22 protein-coding genes are annotated in these 18,449 nt (G+C 37.1%); 4 read left to right on the top strand and 18 right to left on the bottom strand.

What is annotated here, in order from left to right; all coding sequences use genetic code 11:
* Nucleotides 1-36: 36 nt before the first annotated feature.
* Nucleotides 37-468 (bottom strand): hypothetical protein, encoded by a 432-nt coding sequence (locus AC2CGN_RS05725; protein ID WP_429981352.1) that lies wholly within the window; start codon nt 466-468, stop codon nt 37-39.
* Between the two features lie 312 nt (nt 469-780).
* On the opposite strand from AC2CGN_RS05725, the gene AC2CGN_RS05720 reads away from it, so the two are divergent.
* The 3 genes from AC2CGN_RS05720 to AC2CGN_RS05710 are packed head-to-tail and all read left to right on the top strand — an operon-like array spanning nt 781 to nt 2,675.
* Complete coding sequence (locus AC2CGN_RS05720; protein WP_429981351.1) at nt 781-1,299, top strand: RNA polymerase sigma factor; 519 nt, start codon at nt 781-783, stop codon at nt 1,297-1,299.
* Entirely contained in the window at nt 1,277-2,299 is a 1,023-nt protein-coding gene (locus AC2CGN_RS05715; protein ID WP_484512641.1) for an anti sigma factor C-terminal domain-containing protein, read from the top strand. Before AC2CGN_RS05720 ends, AC2CGN_RS05715 begins: the two co-directional genes overlap by 23 nt.
* 13 nt (nt 2,300-2,312) lie before the next feature.
* On the top strand, nt 2,313-2,675 hold the full coding sequence (locus AC2CGN_RS05710) for a hypothetical protein (protein ID WP_484512639.1): 363 nt from the start codon (nt 2,313-2,315) through the stop codon (nt 2,673-2,675).
* A 40-nt stretch (nt 2,676-2,715) separates the two neighbouring features.
* Here AC2CGN_RS05710 and AC2CGN_RS05705 read toward each other — a convergent pair whose 3' ends face one another.
* The 4 genes from AC2CGN_RS05705 to AC2CGN_RS05690 form a co-directional block, all read right to left on the bottom strand.
* Nucleotides 2,716-3,051 carry a DMT family transporter gene (locus AC2CGN_RS05705; RefSeq protein WP_429981348.1) on the bottom strand — a complete coding sequence of 112 codons (336 nt, stop codon included), beginning with the start codon at nt 3,049-3,051 and terminating at the stop codon, nt 2,716-2,718.
* 13 nt (nt 3,052-3,064) lie between these two features.
* Complete coding sequence (locus tag AC2CGN_RS05700) at nt 3,065-3,391, bottom strand: DMT family transporter (RefSeq protein WP_283871907.1); 327 nt, start codon at nt 3,389-3,391, stop codon at nt 3,065-3,067.
* 102 nt (nt 3,392-3,493) lie between these two features.
* A complete protein-coding gene (locus AC2CGN_RS05695) occupies nt 3,494-3,709 on the bottom strand; it encodes a helix-turn-helix domain-containing protein (protein WP_283871906.1) in 216 nt (71 codons plus the stop codon).
* Nucleotides 3,710-3,720: 11 nt separating this feature from the next.
* A complete protein-coding gene (locus AC2CGN_RS05690) occupies nt 3,721-4,359 on the bottom strand; it encodes a DUF2975 domain-containing protein (RefSeq protein WP_429981347.1) in 639 nt (212 codons plus the stop codon).
* A 317-nt stretch (nt 4,360-4,676) separates the two neighbouring features.
* Here AC2CGN_RS05690 and AC2CGN_RS05685 point away from each other — a divergent pair, with 317 nt between their 5' ends.
* Nucleotides 4,677-5,435, top strand: coding sequence for a glucosaminidase domain-containing protein (locus AC2CGN_RS05685; RefSeq protein ID WP_429987044.1), 759 nt, complete (start codon nt 4,677-4,679; stop codon nt 5,433-5,435).
* Between the two features lie 101 nt (nt 5,436-5,536).
* Here the strand turns inward: AC2CGN_RS05685 and AC2CGN_RS05680 are convergent, their stop codons facing one another.
* The 13 genes from AC2CGN_RS05680 to AC2CGN_RS05620 form a co-directional block, all read right to left on the bottom strand.
* Complete coding sequence (locus AC2CGN_RS05680) at nt 5,537-5,875, bottom strand: hypothetical protein (RefSeq protein WP_429990471.1); 339 nt, start codon at nt 5,873-5,875, stop codon at nt 5,537-5,539.
* A gap of 308 nt (nt 5,876-6,183) precedes the next feature.
* The gene (locus AC2CGN_RS05675) at nt 6,184-6,999 is read right to left on the bottom strand and encodes an NlpC/P60 family protein (RefSeq protein ID WP_429985039.1); all 816 of its coding nucleotides are present in this window, start codon (nt 6,997-6,999) and stop codon (nt 6,184-6,186) included.
* Nucleotides 7,000-7,003: 4 nt separating this feature from the next.
* Entirely contained in the window at nt 7,004-7,780 is a 777-nt protein-coding gene (locus AC2CGN_RS05670) for a serine hydrolase (RefSeq protein WP_484512635.1), read from the bottom strand.
* A 9-nt stretch (nt 7,781-7,789) separates the two neighbouring features.
* Nucleotides 7,790-8,722 carry a S66 peptidase family protein gene (locus AC2CGN_RS05665; RefSeq protein WP_484512633.1) on the bottom strand — a complete coding sequence of 311 codons (933 nt, stop codon included), beginning with the start codon at nt 8,720-8,722 and terminating at the stop codon, nt 7,790-7,792.
* Nucleotides 8,719-9,666: an ATP-binding cassette domain-containing protein gene (locus AC2CGN_RS05660; RefSeq protein ID WP_484512631.1), complete on the bottom strand. Its 948-nt coding sequence runs from the start codon at nt 9,664-9,666 to the stop codon at nt 8,719-8,721. Before AC2CGN_RS05660 ends, AC2CGN_RS05665 begins: the two co-directional genes overlap by 4 nt.
* The gene (locus AC2CGN_RS05655) at nt 9,656-10,711 is read right to left on the bottom strand and encodes an ABC transporter ATP-binding protein (protein ID WP_429981340.1); all 1,056 of its coding nucleotides are present in this window, start codon (nt 10,709-10,711) and stop codon (nt 9,656-9,658) included. The genes AC2CGN_RS05660 and AC2CGN_RS05655 overlap by 11 nt, the downstream gene beginning before the upstream one ends.
* A gap of 12 nt (nt 10,712-10,723) precedes the next feature.
* A complete protein-coding gene (locus tag AC2CGN_RS05650) occupies nt 10,724-11,698 on the bottom strand; it encodes an ABC transporter permease (protein ID WP_484512629.1) in 975 nt (324 codons plus the stop codon).
* Nucleotides 11,698-12,642 carry an ABC transporter permease gene (locus AC2CGN_RS05645; RefSeq protein WP_429985033.1) on the bottom strand — a complete coding sequence of 315 codons (945 nt, stop codon included), beginning with the start codon at nt 12,640-12,642 and terminating at the stop codon, nt 11,698-11,700. Before AC2CGN_RS05645 ends, AC2CGN_RS05650 begins: the two co-directional genes overlap by 1 nt.
* A gap of 90 nt (nt 12,643-12,732) precedes the next feature.
* Nucleotides 12,733-14,556, bottom strand: a complete 1,824-nt coding sequence (locus tag AC2CGN_RS05640) for a peptide ABC transporter substrate-binding protein (protein WP_484512627.1) — start codon at nt 14,554-14,556, stop codon at nt 12,733-12,735.
* A gap of 278 nt (nt 14,557-14,834) precedes the next feature.
* Entirely contained in the window at nt 14,835-15,629 is a 795-nt protein-coding gene (locus AC2CGN_RS05635) for a M55 family metallopeptidase (RefSeq protein ID WP_286926510.1), read from the bottom strand.
* Nucleotides 15,626-16,369: a M15 family metallopeptidase gene (locus AC2CGN_RS05630; RefSeq protein WP_484512625.1), complete on the bottom strand. Its 744-nt coding sequence runs from the start codon at nt 16,367-16,369 to the stop codon at nt 15,626-15,628. The genes AC2CGN_RS05635 and AC2CGN_RS05630 overlap by 4 nt, the downstream gene beginning before the upstream one ends.
* A 267-nt stretch (nt 16,370-16,636) precedes the next feature.
* A complete protein-coding gene (locus AC2CGN_RS05625; RefSeq protein ID WP_484512623.1) occupies nt 16,637-17,689 on the bottom strand; it encodes a P1 family peptidase in 1,053 nt (350 codons plus the stop codon).
* Between the two features lie 2 nt (nt 17,690-17,691).
* The gene (locus tag AC2CGN_RS05620) at nt 17,692-18,390 is read right to left on the bottom strand and encodes an aspartate/glutamate racemase family protein (RefSeq protein ID WP_484512621.1); all 699 of its coding nucleotides are present in this window, start codon (nt 18,388-18,390) and stop codon (nt 17,692-17,694) included.
* Nucleotides 18,391-18,449: the final 59 nt, after the last annotated feature.

The raw sequence follows: 18,449 nt of genomic DNA, 5'->3' as shown, positions 1-18,449 counted from the left end.
TCAATTCTGCCAATGCAAATGATTTAGTAGTTTTTATTACCATTTTGGTTCAATGATGAATTTCCCTTTTAGCATGTCAGGTTTTAATAATTGGATTGCAGATATACCACTAAATTCAATGGATTTTTCAGTGGATGTTCTTTCTAACCTCACAACATCAGCTATTAAATTTGTATCTTTTCCTTCATAATCATAGGCTCGTAGCAGTGAAACCGTCCCCCGACAACGCTCGATATCAACACCCTCTATACGGAAATACTCTGTTTCAAACTGATTAACAGTATCCATTAATCGTAAATGTGAGCCATTATGTGTTATGAGAAAGAAGGGAATCGTATCACTTCCAACAATTTTCACAAGCAACTGACCAAAGTATTTAGAATGAAAATCCTTCATGATATCCTGTAGAACCTTAATGTCGTTTAGTGCTTCACATAGAAAATGATTTCTTCTTTTTTCATGATTCAATTTTCTCCAGCCCCTCCCGCGACTTATTGAGTCATCTGTTGAAGCTATAACAAATGATTCAACCCCTCTCGATATCATATGTAGAATGAAGGAATATGACGACTTTTTTCGTCATGCAAACTCAAACTTCCTAATTTTGGAATATTTTCAAAAAACAATTGAAGCTCTAACAAAAAAATGGATCACTAAATAAGTAATATCGTGCCATAGCATTACACTGTTGTTATATCTTATTGTTCAAAGCATAAATAAATTTTTACATAGTTGTTTACCTTTTTCCAATTGAATCGTTATCTAATTAGGAGGGTTGATATGAATGAGGAATTTGGTATTCAATTACATGAAAAATTAAAAGCAGTATACTTTACGCTACTCAAAATGGGCGCTAATAAGCAGGATGCTGAGGATATATTGCAGGAGACAGCTTATCAATTCATCAAATACATAGACGGGATTGATGCAAATTATGCGGAAGCATGGCTATATCGTGTAGCGATTAACAAATATTATGATGCCATACGAAAGAAAAAGCATGCGAACAACTATGTACTCACATTTAACTTGCAGGATTTATTAGATGAACAAACACCTGAATCATACGTACTACAAAAAGAAGCTCAGACTACCATTCAACAAACATTAAGCATGCTTCAGCCTAAAGAAATGGAGTTATTATTATTAAAATATAGCGCTGAATTAACATTAAATGAAATCGCTATTCTTTTTCAAACGACAGATAAAAGCATTAAAACGCAGCTTGCCCGAGCACGAAAAAAATTTAGTGAAGTTTTCGAGAGGACTGGTGATTATGGAGAAAATATCAATTATTAATAACAATGAATCATTTCAACATTTAGTGAAGAATGCCAAACGAAAGTCAGTAAAAAGGATCATTATCATTTCAATAAGTGTTTTTATAAGTATTGTACTCTTATTATGGGGACTAATTGCCATGGGGCAATATTTTATGTATAAGGAAATGGATAAGCAAACTTTGCAGGATTATACCGATAGCCTATTTACAGGCGCTAATATCCAAACAATTAATACTAACTACAATTATTTTTTCTTAGCAGGTACGACAAAATCCGATCAATTTAAGGATATTAATGGTCACCAAATTAAATGGGGTACCATTGAGCATTTTTATACAATTTTAGGAACAAAAGCATATGTTGAAAATAATAGTAATCTAAATGGATACAATAATAGTTATCGAGTATTCCAATTTTATCCCTACACAGAACCAAAAATTGAAAACGACCTGTCTTATTTAAAAACTTTACCACCCTTCTACAATGTAGAGGTTGCTGTTTCCTTCACACAAGAAGTAACGTTTGAAGAGATGATTAAACAATTTCCTACTGCACAATGGGCATGGATTATTCAAAATGGGCTGCTTGAATCTATAGAGGAAGAAAAAGCAGAGGCAGAAAAAATGAAAAAACAAATGCCTACTTTCATACCCCGAAATTATGGTTTAGTAAATGGTGATTCAGCATATGGCTTTCACATCTTAAAAGATCAACCGTTTCAGTCCGCGCAAAATTTTTTAGATGAAGTAGCTACATATGGTAATGATGAACAAGAAGGACTTGCTATTTTAAAAGAGAGAATAAAAGAAAGAGGCGAAGATGCAACAGGATTAAGTTTTCCATACCATGAAAAAGTATACGATGCCGAGATTTTAAAAAATACTATTGGTAACGCAGATGAACATTCCTTAAAGGTTAGTGGTGCTGTCTTAACGGGTACAATTGAAAGCATCCTGCCCTATTTAGAAAATGATGTTGTACACCATATAAGTGTAGGCGTTATTCTACCATACTAAGGAGGTACAGGTAATGAGAATGTTTAGTTATCTATTTATACTTTTCTTTTCAATAGTATTTCCCTATTTTATTATTCAGCATCAGCTACCAAGTCGATTCATACAAATGGCAGCTGTCTTTGTAATCATGCATCTATTAGCACTGCTTTTTGTACATGCTGTGCTTCCTAACTCTCGTAAAACAATAGGCCTTTACCATACCGTTTTTTCAATTGTATTATTCGCGCCCATCTTCTATTGTAGTCAGGTGATATTTGATCAATCTATTGAAAATATTCACAGATTTTATAGCGTTATTCCAACTAGCTATGTCATCTTATTATTAACCGTTATATTCTCTATTAATTTTTATAAGTTTAAAGATTCTTCCAAATAAAAAAAACGTCCATTCATTTGGGCGTTTTCTTGTTGAGACTCTATGGTGTTGTATGTTGTTGATCTCCATGATTTAGTAGAATGACACCGCCAATAATCATGACTATTCCAATAGCTGAGTATAGATTAAATAAATCTCCCCATATAACGATACCCACAATTACGGTAAGTGCCGTTCCTACTCCAGACCATATCGCATATGCTAGACTCAGTGGTAATGTTTTCAAGCACAGGGATAATGAGAAAAACGAAAGCCCATATCCGAATCCAACCGCTATTGATGGACCTAAAATGGTAAACCCCTCTGAAAGCTTAAGCATTGTTGTCGCAAACACCTCACTAATAATCGATAACGTTAAAAACAGATAACCTCTCAATTGTTACTCCTCCTTAATGTCCGCCACCTGCAAGGTTGAGAACAATTACACCAATAATAATAAATAAAATTCCATAAAGTTTTTTTCGATTCATTAATTCCTTATAAAAGATCACACCAATAATGGCTGTTAGTGCCGTTCCCACTCCAGCCCATATCGCATATGCAGTACCAATGGCTAAAGATTGCAATGTTAGGGAAAGAAAATAAAAAGCTGTACCATATCCAACTACGACACCGATAGACGGTAGTATACGTTTAAAGCCATCTGTTTGTTTTAACATTGAGCTGGCAAAAACCTCTGAGATGATTGAAATAAATAGAAAAGCAAAAGCCTTCATGTTTGATTGTCCCTCCTAACCCACTGTTTCAAAGATAGCATTCATTATATAATATTTATTCATAAATAAAGAGACCCTGGGAGCATTCTACTCTTAAGGTCTCTATGATTCTTCATCCTCTACATATTCTAGAATATCTCCTGGCTGACACCCCAATGCCTTACAGATTGCATTTAATGTAGAGAAACGCACGGCACGAACCTTTCCTGTTTTTAAATTGGATAGATTGACAATTGATACATCTACTTTTTCTGCTAGCTCACTTAGCTGCATTTTTCGATCAGCAAGCATTCGATCTAATCGAATAATTATTGTCATTTTTTCACTTCCTAAGCTGTTGCATCATATTCATCTTGTAAAAACGCTCCATATCGGAATACACGGGCAATCGTCCAAATGACTAATCCACATAGTAAAAGAGTCCAATTAACCCCCGTAAATTGGTAGGCTACCCCTTTGATTAATCCCGTTTCGACTAGCAATTCTGCTAATTTAAATTGTTCAAAAATGGTATAGGTTACATACGTACGGAATGCTCCAACTGTTAAGCTTAAAAATACGATAGCATAAGCAATCCATTCCATTTTTCTACTATTCGTTCCTGAAAAAATAATTCCTTTGCTTAAGTTGCTTAACACATTTCTAACTTGCACAACGATAAATAATAATAGTGCTATGTATATTGTAGCAGTAAATAATAATTTCAAGACATTCCATTTAGAGAAATGAAAATCATTGGCTACTTGATTGGCTAATTCGATTTTCAAGCCTCCAAGGTGAATAGAGGCGGCGATCTGCCCATGTACAAGTATATTATGGACTTCCTTTTCCGTCACTATAAATACTGCTACCAAAAGAACACCTATCATTGTTAGCGCAAAAATCATCAGAACCATTAAAATGGTGAAAATTGTGCGTAATCCTTTAGTTAACAATCGAAATTCCTTACTTTGGATTGTCTGCTCCATATCAAGCATCCCCTTTCTTATCTTTTATTATACATTCCATTTTATCTTTTACAATAATTATTTAATGTTTATCGTTAATTAATTATTAAAAGCTAGATAATAAAGTATATTTCATTTCCAACTTGAATTTTTTATTGATGGAAATTCAACGGTAGATCTAGCTAGGAACTAATTGAAGTTAGTGACGTTCTATTAATGACGGAATCTATTCAACTAAACATCTCTTTATTTCTTTTGCACTCTTTGCAATAATTAGAGATAGCTAAACTTTGATAGAAAGGAGGGAGATGTTGTAATCTACCAACATCAATGAAACTATGAAATACATCATAAATTTCTTCAAAGGTCTAATGATTGCTACTATTGTTATCTGTATTTCATTTTTTATGGTAACGCAGCTGTTTAATACGCGTGAAACCACAATTCCTGAAGTTGTGGATGATCGTCCAAGCGTGGAAGAATTTATTGGCTCCATTGCGGAAACTGCACGAAAACTTGGAGCTGAAAATGATTTATACGCATCCGTTATGATTGCACAAGCCATTTTAGAAAGTGAGCATGGTCAAAGTGGACTTAGCGCTGCACCAAATAATAATTTATTTGGAATGAAAGGTCGTTACCAAAATAACTCAGTAACACTTGAAACATCTGAGGACGATGGTTCAGGGAACATGACAACTGTGATGGCTGAATTTCGCAAATATCCTTCCTATGAAGAATCCATGAAAGACTATGTAAGATTACTGCGTAACGGTGTTTCCTGGAATAAAGATTTCTATGCAGGAGTATTTAAAAGCAACACGAAATCCTATACAGATGCCACTAAATTCTTAACAGGTTCTTATGCAACAGATTCCAAATACAATGAAAAACTCAATACAGTCATTGCAAAATATGACCTAGGGCAATACGATAGTCCTGTAAAAAATAAAAAAACAATTACCGTGGCTGACGGTGATTCTCTTACGCATATTGCCGAGGCACATAAGGTGAAAGTAACATCCCTTAAACAATGGAATCAGCTCCGATCTGATAAAATCGAAGCAGGCCAAGAATTAAATATTTATCAATATTAAAATCTCCATGCTACTTTGGGACACCCCTTTGTGGCATGGAGATTTTTAAACTCTTCTTATACAAACATTTATAGCAATAAGCTAAACTACTAACATTCATTTTACTGATTCGTCAATCTTTGAATCACTGTCTCAACTTCAAAAACACGTTTATTTAATGCACCCGTCCTATCCTCTACTTGATGAGCAATTTTTTCAGTGAAATTCCCTAAATTTTCAACAATGTTTTTCTGAAGCTCAGCTTGTCCAGCTTTTAGTTCCTGTACATCACTTTCAATTTTATCTAAGCGCTGCTCAATACCGTCAAATCGTTTATCCATGCCATTTAATCGTATATCCATGCCACCTAATCGTTTATCCATGCCATCTAATCGTTGATTAATCGGTGCTAACTCTTCCCTTAAAACAGAACGCAATAATTCTTTTAAATCAGTGTCCAATACATCCCCTCCTGTCCTTTTACTTTTGATTTATTATAGCATAAAATAATCCCATTCTAACTAACTATTATTAACCATTCATTGAGGATATACATCGATTTTATCTGCTATTTACCCGTAAGAAATTTCATGATCTTCCATCTCCATTTCACCTATGACGATTGCATATTTTACCCCCATAGTTTGATGAAAACAAAAAAGATGCACTCTGTTTTTATACAGAAGCATCTTGCTCAACAAAGGTATTCTTGAAATGATTGGAAATAAACAATTGCACCAATTCACTTCTCCACATTCATTAAAATAAATTAAATAAATATGCTTCCCACAGCCGTAAGTCTTGTAGCTAGGTCTTTGCGATAAAGTGAATGTTTGCTATCCAAACTATTTATACTTACCTCACTCCCTCCAAGTGAAGAATGAATATAAAGGCTATCACCCATATATAAGGCCATATGTCCTGGAAAATATAATAGATCACCCTTTTGCAGATGCTTGAAGGGTATTTGTTTAATCGGAAAACCATCAACAATTTTAGCATCTCGGTAAATCAGTACGCCATGTAGCATATAGACCATTGAACAAAGCCCAGAACAATCAATGCCTAAAGGAGATTTACCTCCCCAACGGTAGGGAGCATTTAAATAGCTTAGTGCTGTTTGCACAACATTTTCTCGGAATTGCGAATCTAATAATCTATTTTCAGCAACTTTTGGTTGAAGCCATTTTCTTCGTGTATATCCTATTTCACCAGATGCTATTTGTACAGACACCCACTCCGAATCGTCCTCTTTACTTGCTAAAAATCGGACAATTGAGCCTTTTACTAGCGTCATTATTTTGCTACTTTGAATTTGCGGATATTGTAAAATATCTGCAAAGCTTTGAATAATGAAATGATTGGCTTCTTGTAGCCAAGTGTTTGTTTTTTCCTCATCCATAATTAAATATTTTTTTTGGCAAAATCCTTCATATCGATAGGCTGTCTGTATACGTACCCAATTAGCATCTATGTTAGCAATAATCTTTACAGGCATGCCATTAAGTACCTCGTCGACCAGTTCGGATTCTTCCTGTGGCATGGCATGTAAATTTGCAATCATTGCCGTCACAATAGCATTCATTTGGTCACCCCTTTCGCTTCATCAAATGCTCATAAGCACTTTTTGAAATCCGACCGATAAGCTGTTTTGCATACTCATTGTTGGTTACCCCAGTTATAAAAACGCCTATCAGATAATCATTTGAGCCATTGTAAACAATGCCAACATCATGCTCGACTGTTTCAAGATCACCTGTTTTATGAGCCATTTTCACATCATCTACTAAATAACGTTTTAGTGATTCATGGACACGCTGACGACTTAAAATATCGATTGTCAACTTACTAAATTGTTTAGGTAGCAGATCTTGTTGATAGATTCGTGAAAAAAGATGAGCCATATCATTTGCTGAAGTGAGATTGTCAATTCCTCTTTCCAGCTTTTCGAAGTCCATCATCTTCCTTTGCAATCTTGTTTGACTAAGACCAATTTGTCGAAAATAATGGTTGAGGAATTCCATTCCGATAAAGTCAATCAGGACATTGGTAGCTGCATTATCACTTGTAATAATCATCCACACCAGTAGCTCATAGATAGTACTTTGTTCAATCCGCTGTTCACTGATAACACTATAGTCAACCCATTCTTCTGGTGCTATTCTAATCTCTTGATGGACATCTTGATGGTAGCGTTCTAAATATGTCAACACCCCAAGTAAAATAGGCACTTTAATTAAACTGGCGCTGGAAAAAACCTCATGTAGCTTTTCCTGTATGAAATAGTGATTTGTATTTGGGTCTTTGACAAATAAATGTACGTTATATGGAGCTTCTTCAAGCATTCTTTGAATAGCACATTCCATATAATATACCTACTCAATAACTCTTATTTGTTGGTTTTCTGTATTCAAAGAGATGGTGCTACCAAGAGGTAAAGACATTGTTGGTAAACAGTGACCACACGTTAAATCCATTAGAATGGGCTTTTTTAGTGGCACTAAAATCTCTTGAAAAATAGTCTGTAACGTTAAACTATGCTCTGGATGCTTCGGGTTATCTGGCCCGCAATTAGTCCAAGCTCCTAATAAAATACCCGCAGCCTCATCAAGCTTGCCCGCTAATTTAAGCTGTGTGAGCATTCGATCTACCCGATGTTCAGTTTCATCAATATCCTCTAAAAATAATATTTTATTCTTAGTATCTATTTCATATGGGGTGCCAAGTGAGGCTGTTACTAGTGTTAGATTTCCTCCAATTAGCTGTCCCGTTGCTTGACCAGCAGCAAGCGTTGTCAAACTGCGACTAGGTGGATTTTTTAGCAGGTAATCATGACAAGTTGTTGCCATCACCTGTTGTTTAAAGGAATTCCATGTATATTCATCCATATCCTGCTGAATAAATTCCGTTGATGGCATAGGCGTATGATAGGTCACAAAGCCACATTTCTGATTAATGGCAATGTGTAAAGCTGTAACATCGCTATAACCAGCAAAGACTTTTGGATTGGCTCTTATTACATCGAAATCTAAAAGTGGTAGAATTTTTGTAGCCCCATAACCTCCACGAATACAGAAGATACCATCAATCGCTGAATCATTAAACATTTGATTGACGTCAGACGCACGAAGTTGATCAGTTCCCGCTAAATAACCATGCCTTGCCTGACATGTTTCTCCAACAACCACCTTTAATCCAAGCCTTTCAACACTTTCAATTGCTGGCTTTAATTTGTCAGGTGGAGTGGCACCTGAAGCGCTAATAAGACCAACTGTATCCCCTATTTTTAAAGCTTTTGGAAATATCATTTGTGTACCTCCATTTGTAGTGATGTTTGGTATTTTGCCATTTCCTCTTCATTTGCCAAGACAAAATGCCCTTCTTCTACTTCTTTAAACGACGGAGGATTTCTATCATAACAATGCTGTGCTGGATCATAGATGTCTACGATTTTATTACGCTCCTTATAGGGATTAGGCTCTGGTACGGCTGATAGCAATGCTCGCGTATAGGGATGAATAGGATTAGAAAACAGCCGCTCTGTTTCTGCTAGCTCAACGATTCTTCCCTTATAAATAACTGCTGTTCTGTCCGTAATAAAGCGTACTACTGACAAATCATGTGCAATAAATAAATAGGTTAAATTTTTTTGCTGCTGTAGGTTTGCTAATAAATTTAAAACTTGTGCACGAATAGAGACATCTAAGGCCGAAATGGGTTCATCTGCAATAATAAATTCCGGCTCCATTACTAAAGCTCGTGCAATACCTATACGCTGACGTTGACCTCCTGAAAATTCATGTGGAAAGCGACTTGAAAACTCTGGTAATAATCCTACATTTAAAAGTGCAGCCCGCACCTTTTGTTGGCGATCCACATCATTGTTGTAGTTTTTGGTATTGAGTAATCCCTCAGAGATAATATAATCAACCTTAGCCCGTTCATTAAGGGATGCCATAGGGTCTTGAAAAATCATTTGGATTTTCTGGGTAATTTCCCGATCCCAGCTTTTCGCAATTTTGCCATGAATGTTCCGACCACGATAAATGATCTGCCCCTCAGTCACATCATTGATACGCATAATAGCTCGACCAATTGTAGTTTTCCCTGAGCCTGATTCTCCAACTAAGCCAAATATTTCACCTTTAAAAATAGTAAAGCTAACATCATTAATTGCCATAAATTTATGCTTACCCTTACCAAAAGCTATCTTTAAATTTTTAACCTCAACTAGAACCTCCTTATGACTCATGTGCATATCGTCTCCCTTCTTCAAAAAATGCCTGCAGTGCTTCAGGAGGTTGTACTTTAGGAGCAAGAGGATCTAACAGCCATGTACGGGCATAATGTGTATCACTTACTTGAAAAAATGGAGGACGTTCCACAAAATCAATCTTTAACGCGTATGGATTGCGTGGCGCAAAGGCATCTCCTTTAATATCTTGGAACAGATTTGGCGGTGTGCCCTTAATGGAATAAAGCTGCTCGCCCTTTGAGCCTAGCTGTGGTAATGAGGAAATGAGTGCCCATGTATAGGGATGCTTAGCATTAAAGAAAATTTCATGTGTCTTACCAATTTCGATAATATCTCCTGCATACATAACGGCAATACGATCGGCTACCTTAGCAACGACACCTAAATCATGCGTGATGTAGACGGTTGTTAGCTCATATTTTTGTTGGAGATGCTTTAAAAGCTGTAAAATTTGCGCTTGTATTGTAACGTCTAGGGCTGTTGTCGGTTCATCGCAAATTAATATTTTCGGTTTACAAGCTAATGCAATAGCGATGACTATTCGTTGACGCATTCCACCTGAAAATTCATGTGGATATTGCCTGAAACGTTTTTCCACATCGTGAATGCCAACATCCTTTAATAATTTCAAGGTTTCTATATATGCCGCTTTACCCTTTAGGGACTGATGTAAAATTACGCATTCCTCAATTTGCTTGCCAATCGTTTTCAGCGGATTTAATGATGTCATTGGGTCCTGAGTCACCATCGCCACTTCTTTTCCTCGAATAGCTAACCACTCCCGCTCAGTGTTAAATTGTGTCAAATCCCGGTTGTTGTACATAATCTGACCCTGATCAATGTAACCATTTTTATCAAGCAAGCCCATGATTGATTTCATTAGCACCGATTTTCCCGAACCCGATTCACCCACTATTGCCATACTTTCACCCTTATACAAATCAAGAGAGATATTACGAATGGCTGTTAGCACCCTGCCACGGAGCGAAAATTTAATCACTAGGTTTTGAATAGTTAAAATACAAGATAGTGCTTGTGTCAATATCCTCATCCTTTATACGTGATTTTTGGGGTCTGCTGCATCTGCAAATGAATTTCCTATAATATAAAATGCAATTGTAATCACACTTAAAACGATACTCGGAAATATAAGCTGATATCGTAATTCTGGAGACATCATTAGCACCCGTCCTTCATTAATTAAATTCCCTAAGGATGGCTCACTAATTGGTAGGCCTAATCCAATGTAGGTTAAAAAAACCTCAGCACCTATAGCAAATGGAATTGCCAGACTCATGCGTAGCATTATGACTGAAATTAGATAAGGTAAGAGGTTTTTTAAAATAATGCGATAATCTGGTGTCCCTAAACATTTTGACGCTAAGTTATATTCACGATCACGCAAAATGACAATTTGATTGCGAATAAACCTCGCCATTTCAACCCAACCTGTAATACACATCGCAATAATAATGGTGGAAACACTAGGACGTAAAATATAAGACATTAAAATCAACACAATGGTTGTCGGAATATTATCAACGATGTTGTATAGTTGTGTAATTGGTAACTCCAATTTACGCGAAAAGCCCCAAAGTGTACCGATTGTTATTCCGATAATAGCTTCTACGATGGCTACGACGTAGCCAATCAATAAAGAGGTCCTTGTCCCTGCCCAAATACGAGACCATAAATCCTGTCCAATGGAGTTTGTCCCAAACCAAAATTCAGTATTTGGAGCAATATTCCGTGCCTGTAGACCTGTTTGTTCATCTAAATAAATTTCAGTAGGAGATTTTTGTGCTGGTAGATATGGTTGAAGAATTGTGAAGGTTATGACCATTAATACGCCGACTAACAATAAGATGGCGATTCGATTTTTTAAAAAGGATTTCCAGGTTGAACGCCAATAGGAATAGTTTGAGTAGGCTGTTTCTTCTGCCTGACGCTCATCCGTTACTGCAAATTCAAATAATGCTTCACGTGATCTATGAGAAATATTATTAATTTCCTCTGAATACATACCCATTAGCGTACACTCTCCCCTTTCCCCAATTTAATCCGTGGATCAACAAGTGCCATGGCAATATCCCCTAAAATCAATCCAATAATCCCAAGTGAAGAAAAAACAAGGACTAAGCCCTGTACAATGGTGTTATCTTGGCGCTGTATCGCATCAACGAGTAAGCCACCCATTCCAGGAATAGAGTACAAAGACTCAATATAAATGGAGCCGGTAATGGTAAAAAGAATCGTTGCAGGTAAATATTGTGCCATAGGTATAAAGGCATTTCGTAAAACATGTTTAAACATTAATGTCCGCTCTTTCATGCCTTTTGCTCGTGCTAGCTTAATATAATCCTTGTTTAATTCATCCACCATATAACGTCGCATCCACATGGCATAGGAGGCAGTTGGTGCTAATGCCATTGAAGCAAGTGGTAAAATCCAGGTAATGGGCTTATACACATCAAAAAGCATTGGCAAATGAAAAATTTCCGTAATATACATTTGAATAACTAAATAGTAAACAGCAGCTGGCACTGCGACGACAATCACTATATAGCCAGTCCCCAATCGATCCAGCCAACGCCCTTTCATTTGAGCCATTAAAATACCAAGTGGAACACCAAGCATTAGAGATAACACAACAGCCCCTAAACCGAAAGCCAAGGAATACATAATTTTATCTGCAATAATTGTAACGACTGGTACATCTGTCCTGTAGGTAACAGATTTCCCCAAATCTCCTTGGAACAATTTACTGTAAAAGTTACCCAGTTGGACCAATAAAGGATCACGTAATCCTAAATTTGTTAAATAAATTTCTTGTTGCGCAGGCGACATTTTATCAGCTGCTGCTCCTAAATAACCTTCCTCTGGCATTAATCGTAATAATGAAAAAACAATTGTTAGGATGATAAAAAGAGTAACCACAGATTGTAAAAGTCGCTTCCCTATATACCACAGCATGGAATTATCCTCCTTTTTCAGAAAGATGAAAGGAGATGCCGATATTTTTTATTCGGAATCTCCTTGTTAACACTACGCCCAACGTTGATCCTACTGTGCTGCTTTTGCTAAGGCATTCGCACGTTCCTGCTCCCACTTTGCTAGCGCTTCTTTAAATTCATCATTGCTCATTGGTTTATCTAAAAGCTGTTGTCCCTTAAATTTCTCTGCTGTCACTCCAAATGGGGAATATTGAGCCTCGAAAGGATTTAATTTAGAGGCAACATAGCCGCTTCCACCTACTGAATAAGGAATGACAAATGCTTCATCAATAAGGAAAGCCTCAGCCTTCGCAAACAATTCATATCGTTTTGCTGTATCGATTGCCGATTTTGCTTCGTCCACTAAGTTTTGATAGTTTGATTTACCATTAGCTTCTGTATAGCCTTCCGCTAGTTCTGGTTTATTGTAAGTTCCATCTACAGTAAATGGGTCCGTATACGTTGATGGATCAGCATAATCAGGTCCCCAGTTGGCTTCTAGTAATGCAAATTTACCAGGGCGACGAACTTCCGATAAGAAGCCTGTGGATGGTCCTGCCTCTACAATAATATCGATATAGTCTGTTCCTAATAATTTCTCAATTTGCTGTTCCACCACTTGAGAACGATTAGCCCAATCTGGACTACCAGCATTATATGGCATTAACACTTTTACAGGGAATGTCGCCTTTCCTTCAAGTGCAGTCATTGCTTTTTCCTTGTATGCCAATGCCTGTTCTTTTTTAAAGGAATCCTGATTCGCAATATCCGCTAACGGTGCTAGTTGCGTATAATCGAGACCATCTACATCAACAAAATTTTTAGGAGTAATTGTATTGCTAAGCAAATCTTTTGGATTATATGGTTCTAAAGTTAACATGGCAGAAACCCGATCAAGAGCATGGAATAAGGACTTACGGAAATCCTTGTTGTTGACTACGACATTCCAGTTGTCAGGCTCATACTCTGCATCAAATTGAGGATTGAAGTTTAGTGCATAGAAGTACGTATAGAAGTTATTTTGCGTTTGACGAACTTGTGATTTTTTCTTATCATCTTTGAACCATTCATCAATAATGGATGTTGGAATACTTGCGGAGTCGATTTCCCCTCGTAAAAATAATTCAGGTGCAACCGTAGCCGCTTCTTTATTGTATTTATAGCGAATACGATCAATAAGCACATTGTCCTTATCCCAATACAATTCATTTTTTACAAGTACACGCTCATTTTGTGGTTCAAATTTGTCTAAAATATAGGATCCGTTATACAGGAAATTTTCACGTGTTGTTCCAAAGCTATCCCCTTTTTCCTCAATAAATTTTCCGTTTACTGGGAAGAAACAGACATAATTCAACATAGAAAGAAAATAAGGAGTAGGTGTTTCTAAAGTATATTCTACTGTATGTTCATCTGTTGCCTTTATGCCAACCTGCTTAAAATCCGTTAACTCACCGTTATAGAAGGCTTCCCCATTTTTAACAACCGTAGCAATCCACGCTGTTGATGATTCATTCTTTGCGTCCAGAACATAATGTAAGCCATCTACAAAATCCTGGGCAACAACATTCGAATATTCCTTCCCATCATGAGTAATCCACTTTGCATCTTCACGAAGCTTAAATGTCCATACCGTGGCATCATCATTGGAAGACCATTCCTTCGCTAAGCCAGGCTGTACGACACCATATTTATCATACTCAATTAATCCATCGACTAAGTTCGCTGCCACCGCAAACTCATTGGTTTCAGAGGTTTTTAAATAATTTAACGTTTTTATTTCCCCTGAATAGACAACGCGATACTCTGATTTTTTTTCACTCGAAGAATCATCACTACAGGCTGCACAAAGCAATGCGACAAGACATACGAAAAGCCACCAATACCTTTTCATCATAGGCATCCCCCTTAGTTTCTTTTTTGTCTCGCATAAAATAAGCAGTTAGATTCACCCCACCTTCACGTTAGAGGCAAGCCGTTAAAATGGAGCGATAAAACTGCTCGAAATAGCACCTGAATGTTCATCTGAATCACATTATTTTATTGTTGATAATCTTGGATAATTTGATATTTGCCCCGATGTTAAAAACGGTTGCTTGCCTAATAGACAAGAAGAGCGTGTCCAATTGCTCGACAAATTGCCAGAATTTATTCCCCTCTCTATAAATTTGCTTATGTTAAGAACTGTAAAATTCGAAGCACTTCATAAAAATCATCTGTGATAAATTCCACTGTATTATGTGGTTTAAATGTAGCATTAGGGTAAAAGGAATTGCGATATGCGCGTGTATGGTCACGATAAATAATTTCTATTTTAAAGTGTTCAGGTAAGGATACTTGTAAGGATTTACGTGGAACTTTCATAGCCTCCTCCACTAGTCTCTTTGTTTCCTGAATGGCCAATTTAGGACTGACACTAATCGTTGCATTACCGATTCCTTCTTTCGTGGCAAAAGTGACAATGTTTTCATTTATGGTCTGAATTTCTTCTGTTAGCCCAACATCCCCGCTAACAAATGAAACTGGAACCCCATGTAATGCTGCTGCATACGTATTAATGAGAAATTCGCTGGCATACTCCCCGTTAATTTTGACATCTGCAAATACACAGAGTGTATGGGCCAAAGGATTGCGCTCACTTCCCCCTTTACTGTGATAGCCAATAAAAATGGCTCGATCAAACGTTTTATCTAATCCTGCGACCATACACATTGGGTCATAGGTCCATCCACGAATAATCTTGCAATGAATGGGTAGATTTGAAATGTCTAAATTTCGAGCTGAATCATGTGCATCCTTTAATAATATTTCAGTAGCTCCGCCAGCAATTGCCCCTTCAATCGCAGCTTCTACCTCCAGGGTCATCTGTTTTTGGAAAAACTGATAATCTGGGGCATTTAGTTCCGTTTCACTCCATACTGTAGTCCCCGTAATTCCTTCAATATCTGCGCTTATATAAACCTTCATATAAAATTAAACTCCTTTACATAATGATTATGAATAACTGCCTGCACTGCTCCGTAACTCGCTGACTGTGCTTGAACTCTCCTAGCCCAAGCAATATTGTTGTAATCAAAATGCCACCATTCCTCTGAGTAGTTGGTAAAGCCTGCCATAGTCATGCAATTATAGAGAAGCCTTCTATAGGTGCAGGCTTTGGGATTCTCATTTGGAAATAGTTCAAAATAACGTGTCGCGGATTTTGCACTGATTTCATCAAAAGCTGTGCCAAGATTCAATGCATGACCATTTATATCCCCCAATGTGATATCGACAGCACCCCCTGTTAAATGGGGAACAAGATGAGCGCAATCAAGGCTTGGAAATGCAACATATCTTCGCGTTTCACAGTCAATTTCTTGTGCAGACAAATGCGGAAATCGTTGTGCAATCTCCTGTGCAAAATGTGTAAACAAATACTGTTGTACTTGAAAGGGACGATAGCCATCATATAACACTAAACTATATATTTTTGGCAATATCGAAAGCGCTTCTTTTAATCGCTCATAGACACCTTCACGTACGTAGATCACCTGTAAGCTATTAGGTATCTTTTGTTGATGGTAAATAGGCTTTGTAAAAATTCTAGGATGCTGTCCTTCGATTTTAATTAGCGGCTCAAAGCTTTCACCCACAGCAATTTCCGAGGAATGAAATGAAGCGTTATTAGCTGTAATCGGATGAAAAATGCTTTTCTTAATATGCATCACTCCAATCAAGCAAAAAAATAAATATTTTTCAGATAATTCAGTTTCTTTACCTATATGCCGTTGACTAGATAAATAGTGAATAAATACATAATAATAGTTATTTTCTAATCATCAAACAATGGACGACATAAATGACTGCTAATAGTCGAAATTTATTCTTTTTCACTTTTTTATGGAGTTTATTCGTAGCGAGTGTTGATAATAACTGAAAAAATAAAAAAAGCTATTGAACCATTTTCATGACTCAATAACTTTTATGAGCTACTACTTTTCGAAAAATGGGTAGGCTTCTACTTTATGCCCATCTCTGCCTACTGTAGTTATTGCCTGTGATAAGGAATTCAAAATGGCTTCCTCTGCTGCCTCTGCCGCTGCCGTAAATAGCTGATTCATAATAGGATGATCCTCGCGAAGCTGTGTGCGTGTCTCCACAAGTTGATTTGATATATGAGGAATACAATGTGCAGTGGTAAAGCCAATAACAATATCACCACTTCCATGGGAAAAATGGCTTCCTGTTCGACCAAGTCCGATACCACAGCGTTTAATAACACGTGTTAATTGACGACTGCTAAGTGGGGCATCCGTTGCCAGTACAATGATAATGGAGCCATCTGTTGGAGGTATAGTCGATTGAGAAGATACAACTGTCTCACCATATCGTTGCGCTAAAAATTCTGTGCTTTGCCCAAAATTACTAAGCACCATACAGCCTATGGTATAGGTGATTGTCTCATAGTGGACAATGCGAGAAGAGGAGCCAATTCCTCCTTTATAGCCAAAACACATCATTCCTTTACCTGCCCCAATTGCTCCTTCCTGTGCAACATCATTTGTTGCAATGCGAATCGCTTCTATAGCATGCTCCGGTGTTACTGAACAGGCGCGTATTGAATTTAAATAACTATCATTACATTCGCCCACGATAATATTAATCGTTCCTGTTGTTTGCCCAATATCATGATTCATGTCAAGCATATATTGCAATGCCCCCTGTGTAACAGCTGGAACACCGAAAGTATTGGTGAGCATAATAGGTGCTTCAATAACCCCCAGCTCATTTACCTGTATTAGTCCCGTTGTTTTTCCAAAGCCATTTAAGACATAGCTTGCTCCTGTAACCTTTTGCTGAAATAAATTACCCTTATGCGGTAAAATGGCGGTTACACCTGTACATGCATATGCGCCATCTTGCGTTAATGCTTCATCAATTGTCATATGCCCCACACATACGTCTGCTACATCTGTAATGCAATTTTTTTCGCCAACGGGCAGCGTCCCAATTGAAATGCCTCTATCCCGAATTTTACCTGGCAATTTTATTCCCCCTTTTGAATAGCTTTCATGACAGCAGCATGGGCATGTATCATCGTTGTATCAAAAACAGGAATATGTATATCATCCTGCTTGATTAGCAACCCTATCTCTGTACAACCAAGAATAACTCCTTGCGCACCAGACTTTACAAGGCTATCAATTACTTGTAAATAATAATGTTTAGAAGAGGGCTTAATTTCCCCTAAACACAATTCATCATAAATGATTCGATTGACCTCTACTCTCTCCTCCGCCTGTGGAACAAGTACAGTAATTCCGAAGGTTTCCACTCTATTCTTATAGAAATCCTGCTCCATCGTATACTTTGTCCCGAGAAGAGCTATTTTTTGTAAACCCGTCTCTACTATTTTATGGGCTGTTGCATCAGCTATATGTAAAATGGGGATCTTAATCCTCTGCTGAATGCTATCCACCACCTTATGCATAGTATTGGTGCATATAACAATAAAACTTGCGCCTGCATTCTCTAAAGAATAGGCAGCTTCAGCAAGCACCTCACCAGCCTTGTCCCATTCCCCCCTCGCTTGAAAATGTTCAATTTTCTGAAAATCTACACTATACAATATACACTTTGCCGAATGTAAACCTCCTAACAGCCTTTTTACCTCTTCATTAAGTAGTCGATAATACTCCGAAGAAGATTCCCAGCTCATGCCACCAATCAGTCCAATTGTCTTCATTTACTTTTCTCCTTTTCTACCATTATATATTAATTTAATCTCAAAAAGGTATTTTCCAC

The organism is Lysinibacillus sp. DFXJR4 (assembly GCF_057196045.1).
This window is presented reverse-complemented; position numbering and strand designations above follow the sequence as displayed.

Coding starts and splice junctions, on each gene's coding strand:
- AC2CGN_RS05720 (WP_429981351.1), top strand. CDS start 781: ATGAATGAGGAATTTGGTATTCAATTACATGAAAAATTAAAAGCAGTA.
- AC2CGN_RS05715 (WP_484512641.1), top strand. CDS start 1,277: ATGGAGAAAATATCAATTATTAATAACAATGAATCATTTCAACATTTA.
- AC2CGN_RS05710 (WP_484512639.1), top strand. CDS start 2,313: ATGAGAATGTTTAGTTATCTATTTATACTTTTCTTTTCAATAGTATTT.
- AC2CGN_RS05700 (WP_283871907.1), bottom strand. CDS start 3,391: ATGAAGGCTTTTGCTTTTCTATTTATTTCAATCATCTCAGAGGTTTTT.
- AC2CGN_RS05695 (WP_283871906.1), bottom strand. CDS start 3,709: ATGACAATAATTATTCGATTAGATCGAATGCTTGCTGATCGAAAAATG.
- AC2CGN_RS05690 (WP_429981347.1), bottom strand. CDS start 4,359: ATGGAGCAGACAATCCAAAGTAAGGAATTTCGATTGTTAACTAAAGGA.
- AC2CGN_RS05685 (WP_429987044.1), top strand. CDS start 4,677: ATGAAATACATCATAAATTTCTTCAAAGGTCTAATGATTGCTACTATT.
- AC2CGN_RS05675 (WP_429985039.1), bottom strand. CDS start 6,999: ATGAATGCTATTGTGACGGCAATGATTGCAAATTTACATGCCATGCCA.
- AC2CGN_RS05670 (WP_484512635.1), bottom strand. CDS start 7,780: ATGGAATGTGCTATTCAAAGAATGCTTGAAGAAGCTCCATATAACGTA.
- AC2CGN_RS05665 (WP_484512633.1), bottom strand. CDS start 8,722: ATGATATTTCCAAAAGCTTTAAAAATAGGGGATACAGTTGGTCTTATT.
- AC2CGN_RS05660 (WP_484512631.1), bottom strand. CDS start 9,666: ATGAGTCATAAGGAGGTTCTAGTTGAGGTTAAAAATTTAAAGATAGCT.
- AC2CGN_RS05650 (WP_484512629.1), bottom strand. CDS start 11,698: ATGGGTATGTATTCAGAGGAAATTAATAATATTTCTCATAGATCACGT.
- AC2CGN_RS05645 (WP_429985033.1), bottom strand. CDS start 12,642: ATGCTGTGGTATATAGGGAAGCGACTTTTACAATCTGTGGTTACTCTT.
- AC2CGN_RS05640 (WP_484512627.1), bottom strand. CDS start 14,556: ATGAAAAGGTATTGGTGGCTTTTCGTATGTCTTGTCGCATTGCTTTGT.
- AC2CGN_RS05635 (WP_286926510.1), bottom strand. CDS start 15,629: ATGAAGGTTTATATAAGCGCAGATATTGAAGGAATTACGGGGACTACA.
- AC2CGN_RS05630 (WP_484512625.1), bottom strand. CDS start 16,369: ATGCATATTAAGAAAAGCATTTTTCATCCGATTACAGCTAATAACGCT.
- AC2CGN_RS05620 (WP_484512621.1), bottom strand. CDS start 18,390: ATGAAGACAATTGGACTGATTGGTGGCATGAGCTGGGAATCTTCTTCG.